14 protein-coding genes and 2 pseudogenes are annotated in these 24,303 nt (G+C 71.4%); 9 read left to right on the top strand and 7 right to left on the bottom strand.

Annotated elements, in window-relative coordinates; genetic code table 11:
* Position 1: 1 nt before the first annotated feature.
* Complete coding sequence (locus tag AB8810_RS22800) at positions 2 to 1,201, bottom strand: beta-ketoacyl-[acyl-carrier-protein] synthase family protein (RefSeq protein ID WP_369914989.1); 1,200 nt, start codon at positions 1,199 to 1,201, stop codon at positions 2 to 4.
* 221 nt (positions 1,202 to 1,422) lie between these two features.
* Here AB8810_RS22800 and AB8810_RS22795 point away from each other — a divergent pair, with 221 nt between their 5' ends.
* Positions 1,423 to 1,683, top strand: a complete 261-nt coding sequence (locus AB8810_RS22795) for a YcgL domain-containing protein (RefSeq protein ID WP_179569816.1) — start codon at positions 1,423 to 1,425, stop codon at positions 1,681 to 1,683.
* Positions 1,676 to 4,990: an ankyrin repeat domain-containing protein gene (locus AB8810_RS22790; protein WP_369914988.1), complete on the top strand. Its 3,315-nt coding sequence runs from the start codon at positions 1,676 to 1,678 to the stop codon at positions 4,988 to 4,990. The genes AB8810_RS22795 and AB8810_RS22790 overlap by 8 nt, the downstream gene beginning before the upstream one ends.
* On the opposite strand, the gene AB8810_RS22785 is transcribed toward AB8810_RS22790, so the two are convergent.
* On the bottom strand, positions 4,987 to 5,898 hold the full coding sequence (locus tag AB8810_RS22785; protein ID WP_369914987.1) for a LysR family transcriptional regulator: 912 nt from the start codon (positions 5,896 to 5,898) through the stop codon (positions 4,987 to 4,989). The two genes, AB8810_RS22790 and AB8810_RS22785, sit on opposite strands and share 4 nt — an antisense overlap.
* Before the next feature lie 101 nt (positions 5,899 to 5,999).
* Here AB8810_RS22785 and AB8810_RS22780 point away from each other — a divergent pair, with 101 nt between their 5' ends.
* The 3 genes and pseudogenes from AB8810_RS22780 to AB8810_RS22770 form a co-directional block, all read left to right on the top strand.
* Positions 6,000 to 6,326: a nuclear transport factor 2 family protein gene (locus AB8810_RS22780; RefSeq protein WP_179569810.1), complete on the top strand. Its 327-nt coding sequence runs from the start codon at positions 6,000 to 6,002 to the stop codon at positions 6,324 to 6,326.
* A complete protein-coding gene (locus AB8810_RS22775) occupies positions 6,323 to 7,105 on the top strand; it encodes an SDR family oxidoreductase (RefSeq protein ID WP_179569808.1) in 783 nt (260 codons plus the stop codon). Before AB8810_RS22780 ends, AB8810_RS22775 begins: the two co-directional genes overlap by 4 nt.
* A 391-nt stretch (positions 7,106 to 7,496) precedes the next feature.
* Positions 7,497 to 7,790 (top strand): annotated as a pseudogene (locus tag AB8810_RS22770) (transposase); the annotation flags it as partial.
* A 2-nt stretch (positions 7,791 to 7,792) separates the two neighbouring features.
* Here AB8810_RS22770 and AB8810_RS22765 read toward each other — a convergent pair.
* From AB8810_RS22765 to AB8810_RS22755, 3 genes and pseudogenes are all read right to left on the bottom strand, one after another.
* A pseudogene (locus AB8810_RS22765) lies at positions 7,793 to 7,882 on the bottom strand (transposase); the annotation flags it as partial.
* Positions 7,883 to 8,083: 201 nt separating this feature from the next.
* Positions 8,084 to 9,973, bottom strand: a complete 1,890-nt coding sequence (locus tag AB8810_RS22760; RefSeq protein ID WP_369914986.1) for a S8 family peptidase — start codon at positions 9,971 to 9,973, stop codon at positions 8,084 to 8,086.
* 61 nt (positions 9,974 to 10,034) lie between these two features.
* The gene (locus AB8810_RS22755) at positions 10,035 to 12,365 is read right to left on the bottom strand and encodes a YadA-like family protein (protein WP_369914985.1); all 2,331 of its coding nucleotides are present in this window, start codon (positions 12,363 to 12,365) and stop codon (positions 10,035 to 10,037) included.
* Between the two features lie 219 nt (positions 12,366 to 12,584).
* Here AB8810_RS22755 and AB8810_RS22750 point away from each other — a divergent pair, with 219 nt between their 5' ends.
* Entirely contained in the window at positions 12,585 to 13,985 is a 1,401-nt protein-coding gene (locus AB8810_RS22750) for a sensor histidine kinase (protein ID WP_372530404.1), read from the top strand.
* On the opposite strand, the gene AB8810_RS22745 is transcribed toward AB8810_RS22750, so the two are convergent.
* A complete protein-coding gene (locus AB8810_RS22745; RefSeq protein WP_206229510.1) occupies positions 13,961 to 14,668 on the bottom strand; it encodes a response regulator transcription factor in 708 nt (235 codons plus the stop codon). The genes AB8810_RS22750 and AB8810_RS22745 overlap by 25 nt on opposite strands.
* A gap of 175 nt (positions 14,669 to 14,843) precedes the next feature.
* Between AB8810_RS22745 and AB8810_RS22740 the strand changes: the two genes are divergently transcribed.
* Together AB8810_RS22740 and zwf are read left to right on the top strand one after the other, a co-directional pair.
* Entirely contained in the window at positions 14,844 to 16,634 is a 1,791-nt protein-coding gene (locus tag AB8810_RS22740; RefSeq protein ID WP_369914984.1) for a glycoside hydrolase family 15 protein, read from the top strand.
* Complete coding sequence (gene zwf / locus AB8810_RS22735; RefSeq protein WP_369914983.1) at positions 16,631 to 18,484, top strand: glucose-6-phosphate dehydrogenase; 1,854 nt, start codon at positions 16,631 to 16,633, stop codon at positions 18,482 to 18,484. Before AB8810_RS22740 ends, zwf begins: the two co-directional genes overlap by 4 nt.
* A 631-nt stretch (positions 18,485 to 19,115) precedes the next feature.
* On the opposite strand, the gene AB8810_RS22730 is transcribed toward zwf, so the two are convergent.
* Entirely contained in the window at positions 19,116 to 20,945 is a 1,830-nt protein-coding gene (locus AB8810_RS22730) for a monovalent cation:proton antiporter-2 (CPA2) family protein (protein ID WP_369914982.1), read from the bottom strand.
* A gap of 518 nt (positions 20,946 to 21,463) precedes the next feature.
* Between AB8810_RS22730 and AB8810_RS22725 the strand changes: the two genes are divergently transcribed.
* Complete coding sequence (locus tag AB8810_RS22725) at positions 21,464 to 24,160, top strand: bifunctional acetate--CoA ligase family protein/GNAT family N-acetyltransferase (protein ID WP_179569792.1); 2,697 nt, start codon at positions 21,464 to 21,466, stop codon at positions 24,158 to 24,160.
* Positions 24,161 to 24,303: the final 143 nt, after the last annotated feature.

Genomic DNA, 24,303 nt, shown 5'->3' with positions numbered 1-24,303 from the left:
CTCATGCTCGGCCGAACAGCAGCGAGCAGTTGTTGCCGCCGAAGCCGAAGGAATTGTTCATCGCGTAACGGACCTGTGCGTGGGCATTGGCGAAGCGGATCTGCGGGCCACACTCGGGATCGGGCTGTTCGCTGTTGAGGGTGCCGGGGAGCAGGCCGTCGCGCAGCGCGAGCAGCGCGAACACCGACTCGACGATGCCCGCCGCGCCCAGCGTATGCCCGGTCCAGGCCTTGGTCGAACTGGCATGCAGGGTGGCCGGGAACAGCGCGGCGACCGCGGCGGCCTCGACGCTGTCGTTGGCCGGGGTGGCGGTGCCGTGCAGGTTCAGGTAGCCGATCTCGGCAGCGTCCACGCCCGCGCGCTGCAGCGCGCCGCCCATCGCCAGGCGCGCGCCCAGGCCCTGCGGGTGCGGCGCGGACATATGGTGCGCGTCGCTGGATTCGCCATAGCCGCACAGCAGCGCCAGCGCCGGCGGCGCGGTGGCGGCATCGGTGCGCTCCAGCAGCGCGTAGCCGCCGGCTTCGCCCAGCGACAGCCCGATCCGGCGCACGTCGAACGGCCGGCACAGCTCCGGCGACACCAATTGCAGCGCATTGAAGCCGAACAGCACGCTGCCGCACAGCGTGTCCACGCCGCCGACCAGGGCCGCATCCACCACCCCGGCGGCGATCAGCCGCGCCGCCTGCGCGAACACCTTGGCGCTGGACGAACACGCGGTGGCCACGGTGATGCACGGGCCGCGCAGGCCGGTGGCGGCGCGCACGAAATCGCCCAGCGAATGCGGCGTGTGCACGATCGGCCGCTCCAGGTCGGCGGGAAAGCGCGCGCCCTCGGCGTCGTGGTCGAGCCGGGTATAGGCCTCTTCGCTGGCGCCGATGCTGGAAGTGGAGGTGCCCATCACCACCGCCACGCGCTCGGCGCCATGGCGCTGCGCGGCGGCGGCGATCGCCTCGCGCAGGCCGTCCTGCTGCAGCGCCAGCCAGGCCAGGCGGTTGTTGCGGCATTCCCATGCGGCCAGCGCCGGCGGCAGCGGCAAGGTCTCCAGCGCGTCCACGCGGCCGATCCAGCAGGGCAACGGCTGCGCGCCGAAATCGTTGCGGCGCAGGCCGCTGCGGCTGTCGCGCAAGGCCGTGGCCTGGGCCTGCAATCCGCTGCCGAGCGCGGTGGTCGCGGTGTACGCACGAATTGCGACGGGTGCCATGCGGGGCGACGGGGACGCTTCGGTCACGCGATATTCCGTAAAGAATGGATCGGGGGAGTATATCGACGCGGTCCGCGAAGCCGTGAAGCGCGCGCGCCCACGCTGAACGTGAACGGGCACGGCGCATGCGGTTATAAATGCAGCGCGGCGCGCGCGCTTTCGCCGCTGGCGCATTTCCTCCACAATCGCTTGCCTTTCCACGCCAGGCGCACGCCACGGGCATGCAAGCCTACGTCTACAAAAGCCAACGCAAGCCGGACACCTATCTCTACCTCGCCAAGCGCGACGACTTCGGCTGTCTGCCGCCGCCGCTGCTGGCGTCGTTGCAGCCGCTGGTGTTCGTGCTGGACGTGGCGTTGACCGCCGAGCGCACCCTGGCCCGGACCGACCCCGCGGCGGTACGCGCGAACCTGGCCGGCTGCGGCTTCCATCTGCAATTGCCGCCGCTGCCCGACGGCCGGACCGATCGACACGATGACTGAATCCCCCTTCCGCGCGCGCGCTCCCTGGATCGCCGCCGCGCTGGGCGCGCTGCTGGCGCTGATCGCCGGGTTCGGCCCGCTGGCCGCGGCGTTGGGCGCGTGGCTGGCGCAGCCGGCGTTCGCGCTGGCGCTGTCCTGGTCCCGCGGCAGCCGGCCGCGGCCGGCCAGCGTGCCGGCGCTGGGCCGCGAACTGCTGCCGCTGCTGGCGCTGTGGGCCGGCGGGTTGGGCCTGGTCGCGCTGCTGGTGGCCTGGCCGCTGGCGGCGCTGCGCGACAGCGGCAGCCTGGCCGCCGCCCTGGCCCTGAGCGTGGCCGCCAGCGCGGCGCTGCTCGGGCTGTGGCGCACCTGGCCGCTGTGGCACGGCAGCGAGTGCGAGGGCGGCGCGCTGGGCGCGCGCTGGCATGCGTTGGCGCAGCAGGACGTGCAGGCCTGGCGCGGCCTGGCGGTGGCGGCGCTGGTGCTGCTGCTGGCCGGGGTCGGCGTGCTGCTGGCCTGGCCCGGATTGCTGGCCGCCGCGGCGCGCTGGCCGCTGGCGCTGGCCTATGCGCTGCTGTCGCCGCTGCTGCATACCTTGCTGCAGCGCGTGGCGCCGCCGCAGGCGCTGCCGGTGCGGGCGACCTCGGCGGACCTGTTCGCCGAACTGAGCGCCAAGGCCGCGCCGCGCGAGGACGAAGCGGCGCCGGCGGCGGACGAACTGCATGCGGCGCTGTACGACGCCGCGCGCGGCGGCCGCGTGGACCGCGCGCTGCAGCTGCTGCAATCCGGCGCCGACCCGCACGCGCTGCCGGCGCCGGACTGGCGCGACCAGCGCAGCCTGCCGGTACTGGCCGCGGTGTTGCCGGACCTGCGCCTGCTGCGCGAGCTGATCGTGCGCGGGGTGGACGTCAACCAGCCGCACCTGGGCATGACCCCGCTGCTGGCGGCGACCCGCGACAGCTGGCACGGCCGCCCCGAGGCGGTGATGACCCTGCTCGCCAACGGCGCCGATCCGCGCGCTAGCGACAGCGACGGCAACACGCCGCTGCACCACGCCGCGCGCAGTTCCGATCCGGGCGTGGCGGCCCTGCTGCGCGATGCCGCGGCCGAGCTGGACGCGCTGAACCGCGACGGCCTGACCCCGCTGGCGGTGGCCTGCCACGTCGGCAACTGGCGCATGGGCAAGTTCCTGCTCGAGCGCGGCGCCAAGCCCGAGCCGGCCGACGGCAGCCCGGTGCTGCTGGCCGCGGCCGGCACCGAGGAAGACGATCCGGCCGGCGTGCAGATGCTGCTCAAGCACAAGGCGCGGGTCGATGCGCGCGACCGCCAGCGCCGCAGCGCCCTGCACGAGGCGGCGCAGGCCGGGCATGTGGAGATCGTCGATGCGCTGCTCGGCGCCGGCGCCAACCTGGAAGCGCGCGACGCGCTGGGCCGCACGCCATGGCTGGAAGCGGCGCGGCATGGTCGCGTCGCGGTGCTCGAACACCTGCTGCCGCACAAGCCGGACCTGGTCGCGGTCGATGGCGACGGCCGCAACGCCGTGCTGCTGGCCTGCACCGCCGACCAGGTCTCGCCGGGCCTGATCCGGCGCCTGCTGGAACTGGGCATCGCGGCCGCGCAGCCGGACCAGAGCGGCCGCCGCGCGGTCGATCTGGCCGCCGAGGCCGGGCGCTGGGCGATCGTGTCCGCGCTGGACCCGGACTACCCGCTGCCGGCCGCGGTCAGCGACGGCCAGGGCGAGGTCGGCAGCGCCAGCCTGCCCGACCGGCCGCCGCTGGAACTGCTGCGCGAAGGCCTGCAACTGGGCCAGCGCGACGGCCTGGCGGCGCTGGCGCGGCTGTGCGCGGCCGAGGAACTGGGCGCGCTGCTGCACGATCCGCACCTGGCGCTGAACCCGCAGGCGGTGGAGTGGCTGCTGGCGCATGGCGCCGCGCCGGAAGTGCTCGACGCCTGCGGCGACACGCCGATGTTCGCGCTGCTCTCGCGCGGCGTGGAAGCGGTGCCCAGTCTGCAGGCGATGCTGCGCCAGGGCGTGTCGCCGGCCGGCCGCGGCGGCCTGACCCGGCTGCTGGCCGCCTGCGCCCAGCACGACCATGCCTCGCGCGCGCTGGAGCAGTTCGCGCTGGAATTGCTCGAACGCGGCGCCGACCCGTTCGCGCCGTCGCCGGCCGGCGATCCGCCGCTGTCGCTGGCGGTGCGCCTGGGCTGGCTGCGCCTGCAACTGCAATTGCTCGAACGCGGCGCCGACCGCGAGGCGCGCGACAGCCACGGCATGACCGCGCTGCACCTGGCCGCGGCGCTGGGCCGCGAGGCCTCGCTGAAGCTGCTGATCCAGCAGGGCGCCTCGCCGGAGGCGCGCGCCGCCGACGGCCAGACCCCGCTGGGCGTGGCCCTGGCCAGCGGCCGCCGCGACCTGGCCGACTGGCTGGACTGGCGGATCTGGCCGTTGCCGCGGCGCCCGCTGCGCGAGGCCGACTTGCCGGCCGCGGCGATGGTCGGCGACGCCGACGCGATCCGCCGCCTGATCGACCTGGGCCTGCCGGTGGACGCGATCGACGCGCAGGGCTGCACCGCGTTGCTGCGCGCCGCCGGTGGCGGCCATGCCGCGGCGGTGGACCTGTTGCTGGCGCGCGGCGCCAACCTGCAGCACGCCGCCGGCAGCGGCGCCACGCCGTTGTCGGCGGCGGTGAGCATGCGCCAGACCGAGATCGTCGCCGCGCTGCTGGCCGCCGGCGCGCAGATCGAACACCGCCTGCCCGGCGGCGTCACCGTGCTGATGCTGGCCTGCGCGCTGGGCCTGCCGGACATCGCCGCGCGCCTGCTGGCCGCCGGCGCCGACGTGCACGCCGGCGACGCGCAACAGCTGGCGCCGCTGCACTGCGCCGCGCTGTACGGTTTCACCGCGCGCGACAAGTCGCGCCTGCTGGCGCTGCTGGACACCTTGCTGCTGGCCGGCGCCGAAGCCGACCGCAGCGCCGCCGGCGGGGTGACCCCGTTGTTGCTGCTGCTCGGCGCGCGCGCCGAACCCGGCACCGCCTGCGAAGAACCGGTGGTGCTGGCCGGGGTGGAGCGCCTGCTCGACGAGGAAGTGAGCCTGGACGTGCAGGATCCGCGCGGCTTCGGCCCGCTGCACCTGGCCGCGTTGCACGGCCTGCCGCTGCTGGTGCAGCGCCTGCTGCGCGCCGGTGCCGACCCGGACCTGCGCGACACCTTGAACCGCCCGCCGCGCGAGATCGCGGTGATGCGCGGCTTCGTCGACGTCGCCGGCCAGTTCCAGCCGGCGCTGCCGGGGGTGTCGTCGATGGCCCGGTTCCTGCGCGAGAGCCGCTAGGGTCGATCGAACGGCGTTCGATCCAGCAGACAGTCGATGAACGCACCGAGCAGGGCGGGGCGATGTTGCCTGCTCGGATAGTAGAGGAACAGCCTCGGGCGCGAAATCGACCAGTCCGGCAGGACCTGGACCAGCTTTCCCTGGGCCAAGAATTCGCCCACGCCGTCCCGCTCGAAGTGATAGGCGATGCCGAGCCCGTTCAGCGCGGCAGCGATGCCGATGTCGGCATGGTTGGTGACGACCGGGCCGTCCACCGCCACTTCGAGTGGTTGCCCGCGCTTCTCGAACTCCCAGCGATAGTGCCTGCCGTCCATCTGCAGCCGCCAGTTGATGCATGCATGGTCATGCAGCTCGGCAGGCGACTTGGGGGTTCCTCGACGTGCGAGGTAGTCCGGGGAGGCCACGGCCACCATGTTCAGGTCCGGCGTGAGGCGGACGGCAACCATGTCCTTCTCGAGCCGCCCACCCACGCGGATGCCCGCGTCGAAGCGGCCAGCGACGATATCGGCAAGCGCGTCGTCGACCACGATGTCGAGCACCACGTCGGGGTGCGCTCGATGGAAGCGTGAAAGCCGGGGCGCAATGATGGTTCTCGCTGCGATCCCCAGCGTATTGATGCGCAGCGTGCCGCTCATCTGTCCTGTCGCTTCGCTGGCCTCGGCTACGGCGGCAGCCATCTCCCGAAACAGCGGAGCGATGCGCCTGTACAGCAGTTCGCCACTGGCCGACGGCGCGACGCTTCGCGTCGTGCGATTCAGCAGGCGAGCGCCGATGCGGCCTTCGAGCTGACGGATGGTCTGGCTGAGCGCCGAAGGCGACAGACCCAGATGCTCCGCAGCCCGGGCGAAGCTCTGGCGCTCCACGATGGCCACGAAGGCCTTCAGCTCGGCAAAGTCGGATCCGCGCATTATGTATTTTCCCTACACAACCTATCCGAATTCTAGGATATTCACTAACTTCACACTGGCACGCATCCTGGGGCCTTCACCGACCTCATGGAGCCAACAACATGCACGCCGTGACCCTTCCCGAGCCGATCGCCGCCTATTTTGCGGCCGAACAACACCCTGAAGCCTTGGCGCAGTGCTTCACGGCGCAAGCCGTCATGAAGGACGACGGTCATACCTACACGGGCGTCGACGCGATCAAGGCCTTCATGGCCGAGGCAACGGCCAAGTACAGCGCGACCAGCGTGCCGTTCGCCATCGAGAAAGAGGACGGCGTCCAACTCGTCCGCGCCAACTGTACCGGCAACTTCCCTGGCAGCCCGATCGTGCTGTCCTACCGCTTTCGCCTCGAACGCGGCCTGATCGCCTCGCTGGAGATCACCGCATGAGCTTCGACCTGCAATTGAACGGCCTGCGGGCCGTGGTCACCGGTGGCACGCTGGGTCTTGGCGCTGCAGTCGTGAAAACCCTTGTAGAGGCGGGCGCTCGGGTGGTGACCTCCGCGCGCACTGTGCCAGCGCAACCGGTGGAGGGGGTCACCTACGTGGCTGCCGATCTGTCGACGGCGGAGGGCACGAGTCACCTCGCTGGGACCGTCCTGAAGGAGTGGGGCGGCGCCGACATCCTGATCAACGTGCTCGGCGGTTCGAACACTCCCGGCGGCGGTTTCGCGGCGATCAGCGACGAGCACTGGTACGCCGAACTCAACTTGAACTTGATGCCCGCCGTGCGCCTGGATCGTGCCCTGCTGCCGACGATGCTGGCGCAAGGTGCCGGCGTCATCATCCACGTCAGTTCGATCCAGCGCGTGCTGCCTCTGCCCGAGTCCACGACGGCCTATGCCGCGGCCAAGGGCGCCCTCACCACCTACAGCAAGGCGCTGGCACGAGAGGTGACGCCTAAAGGCGTTCGCGTGCTGAGCGTTGCGCCGGGCTGGATCGAGACCGAGGCGTCCGTCGTGTTTGCGCAGCGCATGGCCGACCAAGCCGGAACGGACTACGAGGGCGGCAAGAAGATCGTCATGGATTGGCTGGGAGGAATTCCTGTGGGCCGGCCCGCCGCACCGCACGAGGTCGCCGATTTGATCGCGTTCCTGGCCTCCCCGCGATCCGCTTCGATCGCAGGGGCGGAGTATCGGATCGACGGCGGCACCGTTCCTACCCTGTAGCCGACAGCCGCAACCGGCCGAATGACGGCGAACCCCTCGCCAGGCGCTTCGCACGATGGTCGCGGAGTGATGCATGTCCTTCGCGGACGATCGTCGGCCATCGACATGCGGCAACGCGTGGATCTGAAAAGGCGCATTGCGGCGCCATCGATGGCTGGCGCCGGCCAGCGGGAAAATCCAGGAGACCTGCACTTGCCAAACCCGGCCGTCGCCGATCCGCCGTCGGCGCCCGGGCCTGCATCGTGAAGGGATGTGCGGGGCGCCGACGAGCCGCCTCCGCGCAACGATGCGAAGCCCCGCCCCTCGGCACTCCACTTCACTTCGCGCACGGCCCTTGGCGGCCACGCCAGCCTGTGGCGTTTGCTGCACTGCAGCCTTCCTGGAGCGTGTGATGAACTTGCATCCACTCCGGCCATCGCGGTTGGATGCGGAGCAACGTCCGTATCCGACCGACATTTCCGACGAAGAGTGGACGATCGCGTCACCCTGTCTGAGTCCCACGAGCGAGCATGCTCCGCAGCTTAAGTACGCGCTGCGGTCGATGTTCAATGCGTTGCTGGATGGCGCATGCCGGAGCGCCCTGGCGGCTGATGCGCAACGACTTCCCGCCACGGGAAGCGGTCTACCAGCAGACCCGGCGCTGGCTGTGGCCGGTTGCTTCGAAGCCATGGTCGACGCTCTGCGCTGCCGCCGGCATAGGTCCTTGATCGCCACGCCGGCTTCGGCCTCACGCAGGACGCCGATGATCTGCTCTTCGGAAAAACGCTTGTTCTTGATCTCCCTTGGGTAGGAGATCGGACGCCAGCCGCAGGTGCTACTCGAACCTGGAGGATGTCGCCGCGCCTGCGCATTTCGGTGCGGCGTCAGAGCGAAAAAAGCCCGCCTGACGGCGGGCAGATCACTTCCTGTGAAACCGGGCGGGAGGAACGCCCTCCCGCGCCCGCCGGCGCGGCGGCGAACGGCGCCGCCGCGTGGCGCCTACTGCCGCACCACCAGGGTCAGGCCGCTGTAGCTGCCGGACAGGCGCAGGTAGTACGTACCTGCGCTGGACGGGGTGACGCGGATCGTCTGGGTGGTGCCGGTCCGCACCGAGCGTGCGTCGTAGCTGCTGCTGGTCGGCACCTTGCCGGCCGCGGCGTAGAGCGCGACGTTGCCGGTGCCGCCGAAGGTCATGAAGCTCACCGCCTTGCCCGCCTCGGCCTGGAAGCTGTACAGCGCGTCGCCGCCCTGGCTGCCGAGACCGCGCATCTCGACCTTGTTGGTCAGGGTCTTGGTCGGCGGCACGCAGCTGCTGTCCGACGGCTGGCAGGGCGGCGTGGTCGCCATCTGCAGCAGCATGTCCACGTCCAGGATGCCGGCGCCGATCGGCGTGGTGGTCGGGATCGCGACCGGGAACGGGCGCGCGCTGGCGCGCAGCAGATCGCGCATGCCGCTCCAGGTGAACGGAGTGCTCACCACGCTCTGCACCATCGCCACCGCCGCGGCCACGTGCGGCGAGGCCATCGAGGTGCCGGCCATGCCGCCGATCTGCCAATCGCCGGTCGGGCTTTGCGTGCCGGCATTGACCACCTGGAAGATGTAGCCGTTCGGGTTGCCGTCGACGCTGCCGCCGCCGCCCGGCGCGGCGACATCCACGCGCGTGCCGTAGTTGGAATAGCTGGCGCGGCCGCCATTGACGCGCGTGGCGCCGACGCTGATCACGCCGTTGCAGGAGGACATGGTGTAGGTGCCGGCGTCGGCGTTGGAGTTGCCTGCGGCCACGACGATGATGCTGCCGGCGGCGTTGATCTTGTCGATCGCGTCCTGGTACAGCTGCGGGCAGGTGTCGGGACCGCCGCTGCCGAGGCTCATGTTGAGCACCTCGGCCGGATTCGGATTGGCCGGCAGGCCGTCCACCGGCAAGCCGGCCGCCCACAGCATGCCGTCGGCGATGTCGCTGCCGAAGCCGCCGCACGAGCCGAGCACGCGCACCGGCAGGATCTTGGCGTCGTGGGCCAGGCCGGCAGTGGCCAGGCTGTTGTTGGTGACCTGGGCGATGGTGCCGGAGACATGGCTGCCGTGCCAGGAGCTGCCCTGCTGCTGGTTGCCGGGCGAACCCAGCGCGGCGCAGTAGTCGGCCTCCACCCAGTCGCCCAGGTCGTAGCCGCCGGGCACGCGGCCATCGCTGTCGCGGCGCGAGACGCGATGGTCGGTGATCATGTCGTAGCCGGGCAGCACGTTCGCGGCCAGGTCCGGGTTGTCCTTGACCACGCCGGTGTCGATCACCGCCACCACCACGCCCTGGCCGGTGGAGCGGGTCCAGGCCTGCTCGGCATTCACCCCGCCGACCGGATCGTGGAAGTTCCACTGCAGTTGGGCGTAGGCCGGATCGTTGGGAGCCGCCGCCGCCGCCGCCGCCGCCGCGGCCTTGGGCAGCGCCACGCGCTGCTCGTCCAGCCGTTGGTAGAGGCGGTCGACCTGGACCGACAGCACCGCCGGATCGGCCTGCAGTTCTTTCACAAACGCGGCGCTTTCGCTGGCGTTGAGGCGGCGCGAGGTCTGCACCACGTGCCAGCCCGGCACCGCCATCTCGCGCAGCACCTTGGCGCTGACCGCGCCCTGCGCCGGGGCGCCGGCGCTGGCGGCCTTGGCCCGTTGCAGGCCGGTGCGGCTGACCGCGGTCGACAGCGTGCCGTCGAGCAGGCGCCGCGCCGTCGTGCCGGCATCGCGGGTCTTGACGATGAAACGCTGGCCCACCTGCGGCGGTTGTGCGGACTGCGTGGCCGGTTCGGTCAGTCCGCCCTTGCCGATGGCGGGCGCGGCGGCCTGGGCGCCGCTGGCGGCGAGGGCGAGGGCGAGGGCCGCGCTGAGTTGGCTCTTGGAGATCATCTGAAGGTCCTGTGGCAACGAGAGGAAAGAGAGGACGGCGCGTGGCCGGGACGCATGGACCTCACAGGTCCACGCCCACGCCGATGCCGGCGGAGGATTCGCCGCCGCTGAACGAGCCGCCCAGGCTGAACGAGGCGCGTGCGCCGAGCTTCTTGGCGTAACCGATCGACAGCGCCTGCTCGCCGCCCTGGAAGCCGGCGCCGAGCGACACGCGCCCGCGCGGGCTCTGCGTGCCGGCGGCGTTGATCGCCATGTTGAGCATCGCCGCGCTCATCGCGCCCAGCCGGTCCATGCGCCGGTCCATGCCGTCCAGGCGGTGCTCGGTGTCGGTCCGCAGTTGGTTGAAACTGTCGTCGAGCGCGGTGACGCGGGTGTTGGTGTAGGCATTGGCGCTGCTCAGCGTGGCGCTGTCGCCGGACCGCATCTGCGCCACGTTGGCCGCATCGGTGCCGGCGCTGCCGGCGGCGACGTTGGCGATCTGGCGCTCGTTGCCGCTGCTGCCGACCGAGACCGTATTGGCGCGGTCGGCGAGCGAACCCTGGCCCAGCGCGACGGAATTGGCGGCGGTGGCCGAGGCGCCTTGGCCGAGCGCGGTGGCGGACGCGGCGGAGGCGCTGGCGCTCTCGCCGACCGCCACCGCATTGGTCGCGACCGCGGCGACGCGGGCGTTGGCGCCGACCGCGGTGCTGCCGTCGGCATTGACCTTGGCGTTGGCGCCGATCGCGGTGTCGTTGGGGCCGTAGGCCAGCGATGCGGCGCCCAGCGCCAGACCGTTGTCGCCATTGGCGGTGGCGCCGGAGCCCACCGCGACCGCGTTGGTGCCGGTGCCGGTGCTCGGGGGCGCCGCGTCGCCGCCGCCGATGCTGACCCCTTGGCCGCCGCCGGAATTGGCGATGGCGTTGATGCGTGTGTCGAAGCCGGTCAGCGCCGTGTCGAACGCGCCCAGTGCCGAGCCGAGGTCGCTATAGCGCGTGCCCTGGACCAGATAGCTGCCGCCGATCAGATTGCCGTTGGCATCCACCGTGCTGCCGGCGCCGAACGCGCTGGCCACGCCGCGCAGCTGCGCCAGGTTGACCGCATCGGTATCGGCGGTGCCGGCGGCCAGGTTGGTGAGCTGGCGCTCGGCGCCGGCGTGGCCGATGGACACGGTGTTGTCGCGCTCGGCGACCGAACCGGCGCCCAGCGCCACGCTGCTGTTGGTGATGATCTGCACATCGTCGACGAAGGTGGAGTTGCCCACCCGCGCGCCGGCGCCGATCGCGACCGCCTGGTCGCCGTAGGCGTCCGCGCCGGTGCCCACCGCGATGCTGTCGTGGAAGATGATCGGGGTGTCGCCCCAGAAATTGCCGTTCCACACCATCGCCTGGCCGATCGCGATGCTGCGGGTGCCGCCGGCCCAGGCGCCGCTGCCGACGGCGGTGGCGCCCTGCTGCAGCGCCAGCGCGGCCTGCCCGAGCGCGGTGGTGTCGTCCATCGCGGCCAAGGCGCTTCCGCCCAGCGCCAGGCTGCTCTGGCCCAGCGCCCTGGAAGCGACGCCGATCGCCACGGCGAATTCGCCGGACGCCTCGCTGCGTCCGCCCACGGCCACCGCGCCGTACTGGTTGGCGATCGACTGCGTGCCGATCGCCACGGTGCGTTCGGAACTGGCCTCGGCCAGCGCGCCGACCGCGGTGGAGCTGTAGGCGGTGGCCAGCGCACCGCCGCCAACGGCGGTGGACAGCGGGCCGGTGGCCTGGGTGGCCTGCAGGTAGACCCCGTCCAGGCCGAAGCCGGGATACAACTCGTTGCCCAGATCGACGATGCCGCCGATGGCGACGCTGGAGCGGTCGCTGGCGATCGCGCCGGCGCCCGTGGCCACGTTGTACTCGCCGCCGGCCTGCGCGCCGGCGCCCAGCGCAGTCGCGGCCAGGCCGGAGGCGGAGGTCTGCTGCCAGATCACCTGGCCGTTCTGCTTGTACGAGTAGTCCAGGTCGAGCACGCCGCCGATCGCGGTGGTGGAGACCTCGGTGGCCAGGCTGTTGTGCCCCACCGCCAGCGCCTGGTTGGCGTAGCTGACCGCGCCGGCGCCGAGCGCGACGGTGCCGGTGCCGACCGCGGAGGCGGCTTCGCCCGCCGCCAGCGCCTCTTCGCCGTCGGCATAGGCGCCGGCGTTGCTGCTGTCGCTGCCGGTGGCCTGCAGATAGAAACTGGCGTCGGCGCTCGCGTCCGCCGGTGCCGCGTTGGTGTCGGTGGCCGTCGCATCGGTCGCGGCCTGTGCCAGCGCCGGCGGCGCCAGGCACAGCGCGCACGCCAGGGCCAGCACGGTGCGGGTGCGAATGGTGGAAGCGCCGAGCGCGGCGCTGAGGGTCGGACGAGGGGCGGCGGTGCCGTGGATGGACATGCATGCGTTCATGGCGATCTCTGGTGTGCGTGGCGACAGGGCAGGACGCGACGTCAACGGCGCGCGGGCGCCGCTTCGGTCCGAGTGGTCTTGGGAAGCGCGCCGTGATTCCCCCTGTGCGCGCTCCGTACAGCGAACTTATGCGCGGCGTCATTTGCTTGTCACCCGCAAGTTCTCGCACGATCATCACCGGGTTCTCACCGAGTCGAGTGGGATGGGGAGCGCATTCGGATGGTGAGGGCGTTGTTGAACTGGTTCGACCGGGTGCCGGTCGTGGACGAGGTGGACCGGCGCAACGTGCGCGTGATCCAGCTGTTGCTGCTGTTCCTGGCGATCACCATTCCGGCCACGTTCGCCGTCGCGCTGCCCCTCGCCTGGCCGCAGCTGCGTGGACGCGGGGTGCCGCCCGGCCTGGTGGTGTCGTTGTCGATGAGTCTGCTGATCGCGGTGTGCGCCGCGATCGGCTTCGTGCGCGTGCGCCGCGGCGCGCTGCGCGGGGGCGTCGGCTTGCTGTTGGCCGCGATGCTGGCGTCGCTGCTGGTCAATGCCGCGGTCAACGGCCTGCAGCGTCAGTTGCCGGATCAGTTGGCGCAGATGCTGGTGCTGATCCTGGCCGGGCTGGTGCTCGGGCGCCGCGCGCTGTGGATCACCTTCGGCGCACTGCTGCTGATGCTGGGCCTGGGCGTGGGCCACGATGCGCTGCTGGAGTTCGCCGACGAGCCGGGGCGCGCGTTCTACAACCTGCCGTCGGTGCTGTTCAGCTACCTGCTGGTGACGCTGCTGCTGGATCGCACCACCGAAGCGCTACGCGAGAGCCTGCGCGAATCCAATGCGCGCGGCCATCGCCTGCAGCAGGAAATGCTGGCGCGCGAACGCGCGCAGGCGCAGCTGATCCATGCGCAGAAGCGCGAGATCGTCGAGCGCATGGCCGGCGGCCTGGCGCACGATTTCAACAACGTGCTGGCGGTGATCGTCGGCTTCTCCGCCACGCGCCACGACGACGACGCCGGCAGCGACGGCGAGCGCATCGCGCTGCTGGAAGACAGCCTGGCGTCGGTGGAGGAATCGGCGCGGCGCGGCATGGCGGTCATCCGCCGGCTGCTGCGCTTCAGCCGCCGCGATGGCGAACAGGCCGAGGACTTCGACGCCGCGGCCGCCATCGATGCGTTGCAGCCGATGCTGCGGCAACTGCTGGAAGCGCGCATCGTGCTGCGCTGCGCCTTGCCGGCGACGCCGGCGCCGATCCACCTGGATCGCAGCCAGTTCGAATTGATGCTGCTCAACCTGGCCAGCAACAGCCGCGACGCCATCGCCGACCGCGGCCATCTCGACATCGCCGTGCGCAGCGAAGCGGCGTGGACGATCATCGAGGTCGCCGACGACGGCCAGGGCATGCCGGCGGACGTGGTGGCGCGCGTGTTCGAGCCGTTCTACAGCACCAAGCCCGCCGACAGCGGCACCGGGCTCGGCCTGGCGGTGGTGCACGACCTGGTGGCGCGCGCCGGCGGCCGCATCCAGGTGCACAGCGAACTGGGCGTGGGCACCCGCTTCCGCATCGCCTTGCCGCACGCGGCCGCGACGGCCCGCACGGCGCGCGTGGCCGCCGCTCAGCCGGACGGATCGAAGATGTAGCCCTTGCCGTGCACCGCGGCCAACGGCAGGGCGGCGCCGCAGCGGCGCTGCGCCTTGCTGCGCAGGCGGTGCACCATCGAGTCGAGGCGGTGCGCGTCGAAGTCGTACACGCGGTCGGTCAGCGCCGCGATCAGCGCCTCGCGGGCGACCAGCAGGCCGGGCTGCTCGAGCAGGCGCCGGCACAGGCGGCGTTCGCTCGCGGTCAGCGCCGCCGCCGCGCCGGAAGGGGCCAGCAGGCACCAGCCGTCCTCGCTGAGCTGCCAGCGGCCACGCGCCGGTTCCATCGGGGCGCCGCCCAGGCGCCGGGTCAGGCTGTGCAAGGTCGCCGCCAGCAGGTCGATCTCCACCGGCTTGGCCAGATAGGCATCGGCGCCGCCGGTGAGTCCGCGCACGCGGTCTTCGGTCTGGCCCAGGCTGGTCAGCATGACGATGCCGATGGCCGGATACTGTTGGCGCAGTTCGCGCGCCACGGTGAAGCCGTCGGTGTCGGGCAGGCCGACGTCGAGCACCACGATGTCGGCGGGGGCGGTCAGCAGCCGCGCCTGCAGCTCGGCGCCGCTGCCGCAGCCCTGGGTGTCGAAGCCGAAACGGCGCAGGCCCGGGATCAGGATGCGCTCGCGCAGCATCGGATCGTCCTCCAGGACCAGAACGCGCAGGGCGGCGGCAGCGATAGTGGCATTCATGCGCCGGCGCAGTGTAGCGGCAGCCGGCCGATTGCGTCTGCCCATGGAGCGCGCCGTCGATTCCCGGGCAGACCCACTCGGGGATTAACGGCACGTTGTGGCCGGCCGGCGGCCCTTACGCAAAGCAAACGCCGGCGCTGGCAGACTCGCGCTTTCCTGGCGAACGGCGGACATGATGGCAGCACGAATCGAGGACTACGCCATGCTCGGCAACTGCCGCAGCGCGGCGTTGGTGGACAGGCACGGCTCGATCGACTGGCTGTGTCTGCCGCGCTTCGATTCCGACGCGCTGTTCGCCGCGTTGCTGGGCACCCCGGAGCACGGCCGCTGGTCGATCGCGCCGGTCGCCGACTTCACCAGTACCCGCCGCTACCGCGACGGCAGCCTGGTACTGGAAACCGAGTTCGAGACCGACCAGGGCGCCGTGGCGGTGCTGGACTTCATGGTCGCCAGCCACGACGACGACGTGCACAACCACGTGGTGCGCATCGTGCGCGGGCTGCGCGGCCGCGTGCCGCTGCGCATGCAGCTGCAGCTGCGCTTCAACTACGGCCGCACCATTCCCTGGGTGTCGCAGATCGACGGCGGCCTGCAGGCGATCGCCGGGCCGGACCAGATCGCGCTGCGCAGCCCGCAGCCGATGCATGGCCACGGCTTCGCCACCGAGACGGATTTCGCGCTGGAGCCCGGCGACAGCACCTGGTTCGTGCTCAGCCATGGCGCCTCGCACCTGGACCTGCCGCCGCCGCTGGCGCCGGAACAGGCGCTGGCGCAGACCGAGGCGTTCTGGCATGGCTGGTCGCACCGCTGCGTGCAGGCCGGCCCGTGGACCGAGGCGGTGCGGCGTTCGCTGGTGGTGCTGAAGGGGCTGAGCTACCTGCCCACCGGCGCGATCGTCGCCTCGCCCACCACCTCGCTGCCGGAACGGCTCGGCGGCGAGCGCAACTGGGACTACCGCTTCTGCTGGCTGCGCGATGCGGTGTTCACCCTGACCGCGCTGCACGCCGCCGGCTATTCCGACGAAGCGGCCGCGTTCCACGGCTGGCTGCAGCGCACCGTGGCCGGCTCGCCCGACCAGTTGCAGGCGCTGTACGGCATCGGCGGCGAACGGCGCATGTCCGAATGGGAAGTGGACTGGCTACCCGGCTACGAAGGCGCGCTGCCGGTCCGCGTGGGCAATGCCGCCGCCGGCCAGTTCCAGCTGGACGTGTACGGCGAGGTGATCGCCGCGTTCCATCGCGGCCACCACGAAGGCATGGCGACCGCGGCGCATGGCCGCTCGCTGGCGCGGCAGCTGCTGGAAGTGCTGGAGCAGCGCTGGCGCGAGCCGGACGAAGGCATCTGGGAGATCCGCGACCAGCGCCGCCATTTCGTGCATTCCAAGGTGATGGCGTGGCTGGCGTTCGACTGCGGCGCGCGCGACGGGGTCACCGACGCCGACGCCGCGCAACGTGCGCACTGGCGCGCGCTGGCCGACGAAGTGCATGCGCAGGTGCTGGAGCAGGGCGTGCACCCGGACGGCTATTTCGTGCAGAGCTACGGCAGCGATCGGCTGGACGCGGCGACCCTACTGATTCCGCTGGTCGGGTTCCTGCCGGCCGACGATCCGCGCGTGGCGGCCACCGCCGATGCGATCGCGCAGCGGTTGAGCATCGATGGCCTGGTCGAGCGCTATCGCGCCGACGACGACAGCGGCGACGGCCTGCCGGCCGGCGAGGGCACCTTCATCGCCTGCAGCTTCTGGCTGGTGGAGAACTACGCGCTGCTGGGCCGCACCGAGCAGGCGCGCACGCTGTTCGAACGCCTGCTCGGCCTGTGCAACGACGTCGGCCTGCTGGCCGAAGAATACGATCCGCGCAGCGGCCGCATGCTCGGCAATTTTCCGCAGGGTTACTCGCACGTGGCCCTGGTCCACGCCGCGTTGCGCCTGCATGGCTTACTCGGCAAACAGGACACCCCTCCATGAGCGAAGCGACGCAAACCACTCCTCCCTGCCTGATCGTGGTGTTCGGCGCGCGCGGCGACCTGACCCGGCGCCTGGTGCTGCCGGCGCTGTACAACCTGCGCCGCAGCGGCGCATTGCCCGAACAGTTCGCGGTGATCGGCGTGGACCACGGCGACATCAGCGAAACCACCTGGCGGCGCCTGCTCGGCACCGCGCTGCATGGGCTGATGGCCGACCGCGATGCCGAGTTCAAGGCCGACGGCCTGGACGAGGACGTGTGGAACTGGCTGCGCACGCGCCTGCACTACCTGCGCGGCGATTTCGCCGATGCGGCGACCTATCGCGCGCTGGGCGAGGTGATCGCCAAGTACGACGCGCAGTACCAGACCGGCGGCAACGTGCTGTTCTACCTGGCCACCGCGGCGCGCTTCTTCGCTCCGGCGATCGAGCAGCTGGGCGCGGCCGGGCTGGTCAAGCAGACCGCCGGCGGCGGCTGGCGCCGGGTGATCGTGGAGAAACCGTTCGGCCACGACCTGCGCAGCGCCAAGGAGCTCAACGCCATCGTCGGCCGCGTGCTCGACGAGGACCAGGTGTTCCGCATCGACCATTTCCTGGGCAAGGAGACGGTGCAGAACATCCTCGCCTTCCGTTTCGCCAACGGTCTGTTCGAGCCGGTGTGGAACCGCGACCGCATCGACCACGTGCAGATCACCGCCGCCGAGACCATCGGCGTGGAAGGGCGCGGCGGCTTCTACGACCCCACGGGCTGCCTGCGCGACATGGTGCCCAATCACCTGTTCCAGCTGCTGGCGATGATCGCGATGGAGCCGCCGGCGGCGTTCACCCCGGCCTCGATGCTGCGCCGGCGCGCCGAGGTGATCGAGGCGGTGCGGCCGTTGGCCCCCGCCGACGTGGTGCGCGGCCAGTACGCGGCCGGCGCGATCGGGCGCAACGCGGTGCCCGGCTACCGCGAGGAAGACACGGTGCCGTCCGATTCCAACACCGAGACCTACGTGGCGATGAAGCTGCAGGTGGACACCTGGCGCTGGGCCGGCGTGCCGTTCTACCTGCGCACCGGCAAGCGCCTGCGCGAACGCACCACCGAGATCGCGATCCGCTTCAAGCCGGCGCCGCTGGCGCCGCTGCGCAGCGCCGAGATCGGCGGCTATGGTCCCGACTGGCTGGTGCTGCACATCCAGCCCGACGAAGGCATCTCGCTGCAGTTCGACGTCAAGCGTCCGGGCGCGCGGGTCAGCCTGGCGCCGGTGCGCATGGACTTCCGCTACCGCGACTGGTTCCCGAAGGAATACACGGTCGGCTACGAACGCCTGCTGCAGGACTGCATGAACGGCGAGGCCGGCCTGTTCCAGGACGCGACGATGGTCGAGGCGGCCTGGCGCATCGTGCAGCCGATCCTCGATGCCTGGCAGGCTTCGGCCGACGAAGTGGCGCAATACCCGGCCGGCAGCGCCGGCCCGGCCGCGGCCGATGCGTTGCTCGCGCTCAACGGCGGCCACAGCTGGCGCACCCTGACCGCCGGCCGCCGCCCGCCGCCGCGGCGCCCGGCGGAGGGCGGCGCCGACGCCAGGCCCGCAGCGCCGCCGAAGCGTGCTTCGGCTTCTGCCAAGCCTGCCGTTTCGAAAGCCAAGGCGGCCGGCGCCGGCAAGCCCAGCAAGGCTGCGGCGGCGAGGACTGCGTCGGCCAAGAAAGCGGTCGCCTCGCCGAAGGCGACGGAGGGCAGGAGGACAGCGGACGGCAACAAGACGGCCGCGTCAAAGAAGGCAGTCAAAGCCTCTGCCGGAAAAGCGAGCAAGCGCGTGGCGAAGAAGTCGCCCGCAGCTGCGGCCAAACGACCGGCGGCGAAGCGCTGACCCGCAATGCGCGTAGCCCGTGTGGGAGCGACGTCAGGTGGCCTTGTGCCACCGTCGAGACGAGGCCTGGCTGCAGTCGGGACTGAAGTCCTCCGACAGTGCACTCGGCGCACCAGCCGCAAGTGCTGCAGCAGCGCGCCCGCTGCAGTTCTGTAGGAGCGGCTTCAGCCGCGACGAACGAAGCGGCGCACCTGGCAGGTTCGGCATTCTGTCGGGGCTGAAGCCCCTCCTACAAGGGCAGCCACCACTCGCGAACCCCTGTAGGAGCGGCTTCAGCCGCGACAAACGAAGCCGCGGAATCGTCAGGTTTCGGATCCTGTCGGAACCGATGGCCCAAGACCGTCAAGATTCCTCCCGCCACAGCACCTCGGCATGCCGGCCGCACGTTGTGGGAGCGACTTCAGTCGCGACGAACGCAGAGGTGGAGCCCACCGGCTTCGCATCCTGTTGGGGCGAAAGCCCGCCTGCAAGCGCTCCAGAATAAGCTCGCGAAACCTGCAGGAGCGGCTTCAGCCGCGACGAACGAAGCAAGGATCCAACCGGCATCCGGCAGCGCCACGACCGACATCCCTGCCGCCAGTCCTCCCGCCGCACACGCTACGCAAGCGCCGCACCATCAACACCAACACCGTTATGCCTGCGGCTTCGCCGCCGCCGCATCGTCCGCCGCGTCCCCGGGCGCGTCGCTCACATCCGCCTCGAACAGCTGCATCAGGTCCGCGCGCGCATCGCGCGAGGTCTGCACCACCGCCGCCTCGTCGTCGTACACCAGGTGCTGCGCGCGCAACAGCTGCTCGTCGTGCTGGCGGAAGCGGGCGATGCGGTCGCGCGCGGTCTCCGGGCTCAGGCCCAGATTCACCAGCACTTTCTCGCTCAGTTCCAGGCTCGAGGCGAACACCTCGCGGAACGGTTCGGCGCCTAGATCCATCAGCCGCCAGGCGTGCTGGCGGTTGCGCGCGCGCGACAGCACCTGCGCCTTCGGATACAGGCGGCGGATCAGCCGCGTGGTCTTGATGTTGGTCTCCGGGTCGTCCATCGCCACCACGAAGATGCCGATGCTGTCGCTGCCGGCCGCGCGCAACAGGTCCGGGCGCCTGGGGTCGCCGTAGTAGATCTTGTTGCCGAAGCGGCGCAGGTCTTCCACCGTGTCCGGGTTGTGCTCCAGCGCCACGAACGGGATGCGCTGCGCGGTCAGCAGGCGCGCCACGACCTGGCCGAAACGGCCCATGCCGGCGATCAGCACCTGCGCGCGCTGCTCGTCCACGGTGTCGTACTGGGCGGCCGGCGGCGGCGTGCGCCTGGCCTTGGCCGCCTCGCCACCGTCGAGCAGGCGCTGGATGCCGATCAACAGCAGCGGCGTCAGCGCCATCGACACGCCGACCACCGCGACCAGGCGGTCGTGGTTGGCGTCGTCGAGCAACTGCACGCGCTGCGCTTCGGTGAACACCACGAACGCGAATTCGCCGCCCAGCCACAACAGGCTGCCCAGCAACAGCGCGCTGCGCAGCGGCAGCCGCGCCACCCGGCCGATGCCGACCAGCAGGCTGAACTTGACCAACAGCAGCGTGGCCACGCCGCCGGCGATCAGCCACGGCTCGGCGACGATGCGGTCCAGGTCGATGCCCATGCCCACGGCGATGAAGAACACGCCCAGCAACAGGCCCTGGAATGGCTCGATCTGCGCCTCCAGCTCGTGCCGGAATTCCGAGTCGGCCAGCAGCACCCCGGCCAGGAACGCGCCCAGGCTCGGGCTCAGCCCGGCCTTCTGCAGGAACCAGGCATTGCCCAGCACCACCAGCAGCGCGCTGGCGGTGAACACCTCGGGCATGCGTGTGCGCGCCACGACGCGGAACAGGTGGCGCAGCGCGAAGCGGCCGCACAGCACCACCACCGTCAGCGCGCCCAGCGCCTGCGCCACCTCGGTCCAGGTGAGGGTGTCGTTCTTGGCGCCGCCGAGCAGCGGGATCGCGGCCAGCAGCGGGATCGCGATCAGGTCCTGGAACAGCAGGATGGCGAAGCCGAGCCGGCCATAGTCGCTGTTGAGCGCCTTGCGCTCGGCCAGCAGCTGCAGGCCCACCGCGGTGGACGACAGCGCCAGCGCCAGGCCCACCACCAGCGCGCTCTTCCAGTTCAGGTCCAGGCACAGCAGCAGCACGCCCAGCGGCAGCGCGGTCAGCACCACCTGCGCGGTGCCGGCGCCGAACACCGCGCGCCGCATCAGCTTCAGCCGCGCCGGCGACAGTTCCAGGCCGATCAGGAACAACAGCATCACCACGCCGATCTCGGCGGCGTTGAGGATGCGCTCGGTGTCCTGCACGAAGCCCAGGCCGTCCGGACCTAGCACCACGCCGGCGGCGAGATAGGCCAGCACCGCGCCCAGGCCCAGGCGCTTGAACACCGGCACCGCGATCACCGCGGCCAGCAGCAAGACCAGCGCCAGTTCCAGGCCGCCGCTATGCATGAGTCGTCTCCATCGCGCCATTATGCGGCCGCCACGCGACCGTCCGCTTACCCGGATTGGGGGAAGACGCAGGTGGCGCTGACCTTTGGCATCGCCGGGACGCCGGGTGGGGTCGGGGAGCCACGGCTTGGCGGCTTCGGGCCATCGGCGCCGGCAAGGCGCGAAGCCGGCAAGCGTCCCCGCTTCGTTCGTCGCGACTGAAGTCGCTCCCACAGACCTGCGGCCAGCGTCCAGGTGCACTGTAGGAGGGGCTTCAGCCCCGACAGGAATCGGTGCCGGAATGCTCAACGCTGCATTCGTCGCGGTCTAAACGGCTTCTGCAGGGAACTCGCGATCGGCCGTGGTGCACTGTGGGAGGGACTTCAGTCCCGACGCGTGGACGCCGGAACCCACCGTCATTCCCGCATCGACCAAAGCCGCGACGCTGCAGGCCGCGGATCGTCCGCATCTTCCAATCATCCCCGCGCCAGCATCACCCGTGTACCGTTGTCGCACCGCTTGCCCGCCCCACGCCCGCCATGAGCACCTACCACCTGCAGTCCGTGTTCCGCCCCGCTTCGGTCGCTATCGTCGGCGGCAGTCCGCGCGAGCGCTCGGCCGGGCGCGCGGTGGTGCGCAACCTGCGCGCCGCCGGCTTTCCCGGGCAGATCGGCTGGGTCAGCCCGCGCTACCGCGAGATCGACGGCGTGCCCACCGTGCGCCGGCTCACCGATCTGGCCTGGGTGCCGGACCTGGTGGTCATCACCGCGCCGGCGCGGATCGTGCCGCGCATCGTCGCCATCGCCGCGCGGCGCGGCGTCGCCGCGGCGATCATCCTCACCGCCGGGCTGGGCGAAGGCCCGGGCTCGGCCGCGGCGCGGGTCGAGGCGGCGGCGCGCGCCAAGGGCCTGCGCATCCTGGGTCCGCACTGCCTGGGCGTGATCGCCCCGCACGCCAAGCTCAACGCCAGCATCGCCGCGCATTGCCCGCAGCCCGGCGACCTGGCGCTGATCTCCGAATCCAGCGCCATCGCCGCCGCCCTGGTGGAGTGGGGCGTGGCGCGCTCGGTCGGCTTCTCCGCGGTGGTGTCGCTGGGCGATGCGCTGGACGTGGACTTCGGCGACCTGCTCGACTACTTCGCCACCGATTACCGCACCCGCGCCATCCTGCTGTACGTCGAACACATCCACGACGCACGCAAGTTCATGTCCGCCGCGCGCGCCGCGGCGCGCGCCAAACCCGTGGTGGTGGTGAAATCCGGGCGCCTGCTGCGCATCGACCCCAACGCCGACACCCATGTGCAGGCGCTGGCCAGTTCCGACGCGGTCTACGGCGCCGCCTTCGCCCGCGCCGGTCTGTTGCGCGTGCGCGCGCTGGACGAACTGTTCGCCGCGGCCGAGACCCTGGGCCGGCTCAGCACCTTCCCCGGCCGCCGCCTGGCGATCCTCAGCAACGGCGGCGGCGTCGGCCGCCTGGCGGTGGACAAGCTCGCCGACCTCGGCGGCACCCTGGCCGCGCTGTCGCCGCAGACCCTGCAACGCCTGGAGCAGGCGCTGCCGCAGGAGTGGTCGCACGCCAACCCGGTGGACATCGTGGTCGACGCCGACGGCGAGCGCTATGCCGCCGCCGCCGAAGCGCTGCTGGCCGATCCGGAGAACGACGCGGTGCTGGTGGTCAACGTGCCGACCGCGTTCACCTCCTCGGCCGACGCGGCGCAGGCGCTGACCCGTACCCTCGGCCTGCGCCCGCGCCACCACCGCGACAAGCCGGTGTTCGCGGTGTGGCTGGGCAACGACGAAAGCGCCACCGCCGCGCTCAACGCCGCGCACATCCCCACCTACGCCACCGAGGCCGACGCGGTGCGCGGCTTCATGCACCTGGTGCGCTACCGCGAAGCGCAGGCGGCGCTGATGGAGACCCCGCCCAGCCTGCCCGAGGATTTCGTGTTCGACGCGGCCACCGCGCGCGGCATCGTCGACGCTGCGCTGGCCGCCGGCCAGACCTGGCTGGATCCGCTGGCCACCACCCGCCTGCTCGCCGCCTACGGCATTCCCACCGCGCCGGTGGTGCACGCCGCCAGCGCCGCCGACGCCGCGCTGGCGGCGGCACCGATGCTGGCGCAGGGCCTGGCGGTCGCGGTGAAGATCCATTCGGCCGACATCCCGCACAAGTCCGACGTGGACGGCGTGCGCCTCAATCTGGTCAGCGCGCAGGCGGTGCAGGACGCCGCCGAAGGCATCCTCGCCCGCGCGCGCGCCGCGCGTCCGGACGCGCGCATCGACGGCGTGCTGGTGCAGCCCACGTTGCTGCGGCCGAAGGCGCGCGAACTGATCGCCGGCATCGCCGACGACCCCACCTTCGGCCCGGTGATCGTGTTCGGTCGCGGCGGCACCGCGGTGGAAGTGATCGACGACAAGGCGCTGGCGCTGCCGCCGCTGGACCTGCGCCTGGCCCACGAACTGATCGGCCGCACCCGCGTCAGCCGCATCCTCAAGGCCTACCGCGACGTCCCCGCGGCCGACGAGCGCGCGGTGGCGATGGTGCTGGTCAAGCTGGCGCAGCTGGCGGCCGACCTGCCGGAAATCCGCGAGCTGGACATCAATCCGCTGCTGGCCGACCGCGACGGCGTGATCGCGGTCGACGCTCGCGTGGCGGTGGCGCCGTCGCGGCGCCTGCACAAGGGCCGCGGCCACCCGCGCTTCGCGATCTTCCCGTATCCGAAGGAATGGGAGCGGCGCATCGTGCTCAACGACGGCGCCGCCGCGTTCGTGCGCCCGGTGCGCCCGGAAGACGATGCGCTGTTCCGCAGCTTCTTCGCCCGCGTCACCGACGAGGACCTGCGCCTGCGCTTCTTCCAGGCGGTGAAGCACTTCAGCCACGAATTCATCGCCCGCCTGACCCAGCTCGACTACGCCCGTTCGATCGCCCTGGTGGCGATCGAACCCAAGACCGGCGACATGCTCGGCGCGGTGCGCCTGCACGCCGACGCCGACTACGACCGCGGCGAATACGGCATCCTGATCCGCTCCGACCTCAAGGGCCACGGCATCGGCTGGCAACTGATGCGGATCATGATCGAATACGCCGGCTGGCTGGGCCTCAACGTCGTCGAAGGCCAGGTCCTGCGCGAGAACCGCACCATGCTGGCGATGTGCGAACACCTGGGTTTCAAGGCCACGCCGGACCCGGAAGATGCGACGCTGATGGATGTGGTGTTGCCGGTGGGGAAGGGGTGACGGAACCTGCATCGCTGGTAGAAGCAGGCCGATGCTGCGTCGATCGGCACCATCGCTGCGCGCCAGGGGCAGGGGGGCAGCCTCCAGGACGTCCGCAAAGCATCGCAGACGCCGCCTGCCCCGGCGTTTGAAGCTGGGCCACG

Source organism: Xanthomonas sp. NCPPB 3005, from assembly GCF_041228095.2.
GTDB lineage: Bacteria > Pseudomonadota > Gammaproteobacteria > Xanthomonadales > Xanthomonadaceae > Xanthomonas_A > Xanthomonas_A bonasiae.
Note: the sequence above shows the minus strand (reverse complement) of the source record. Positions and strands in the feature narration are given on the sequence as shown.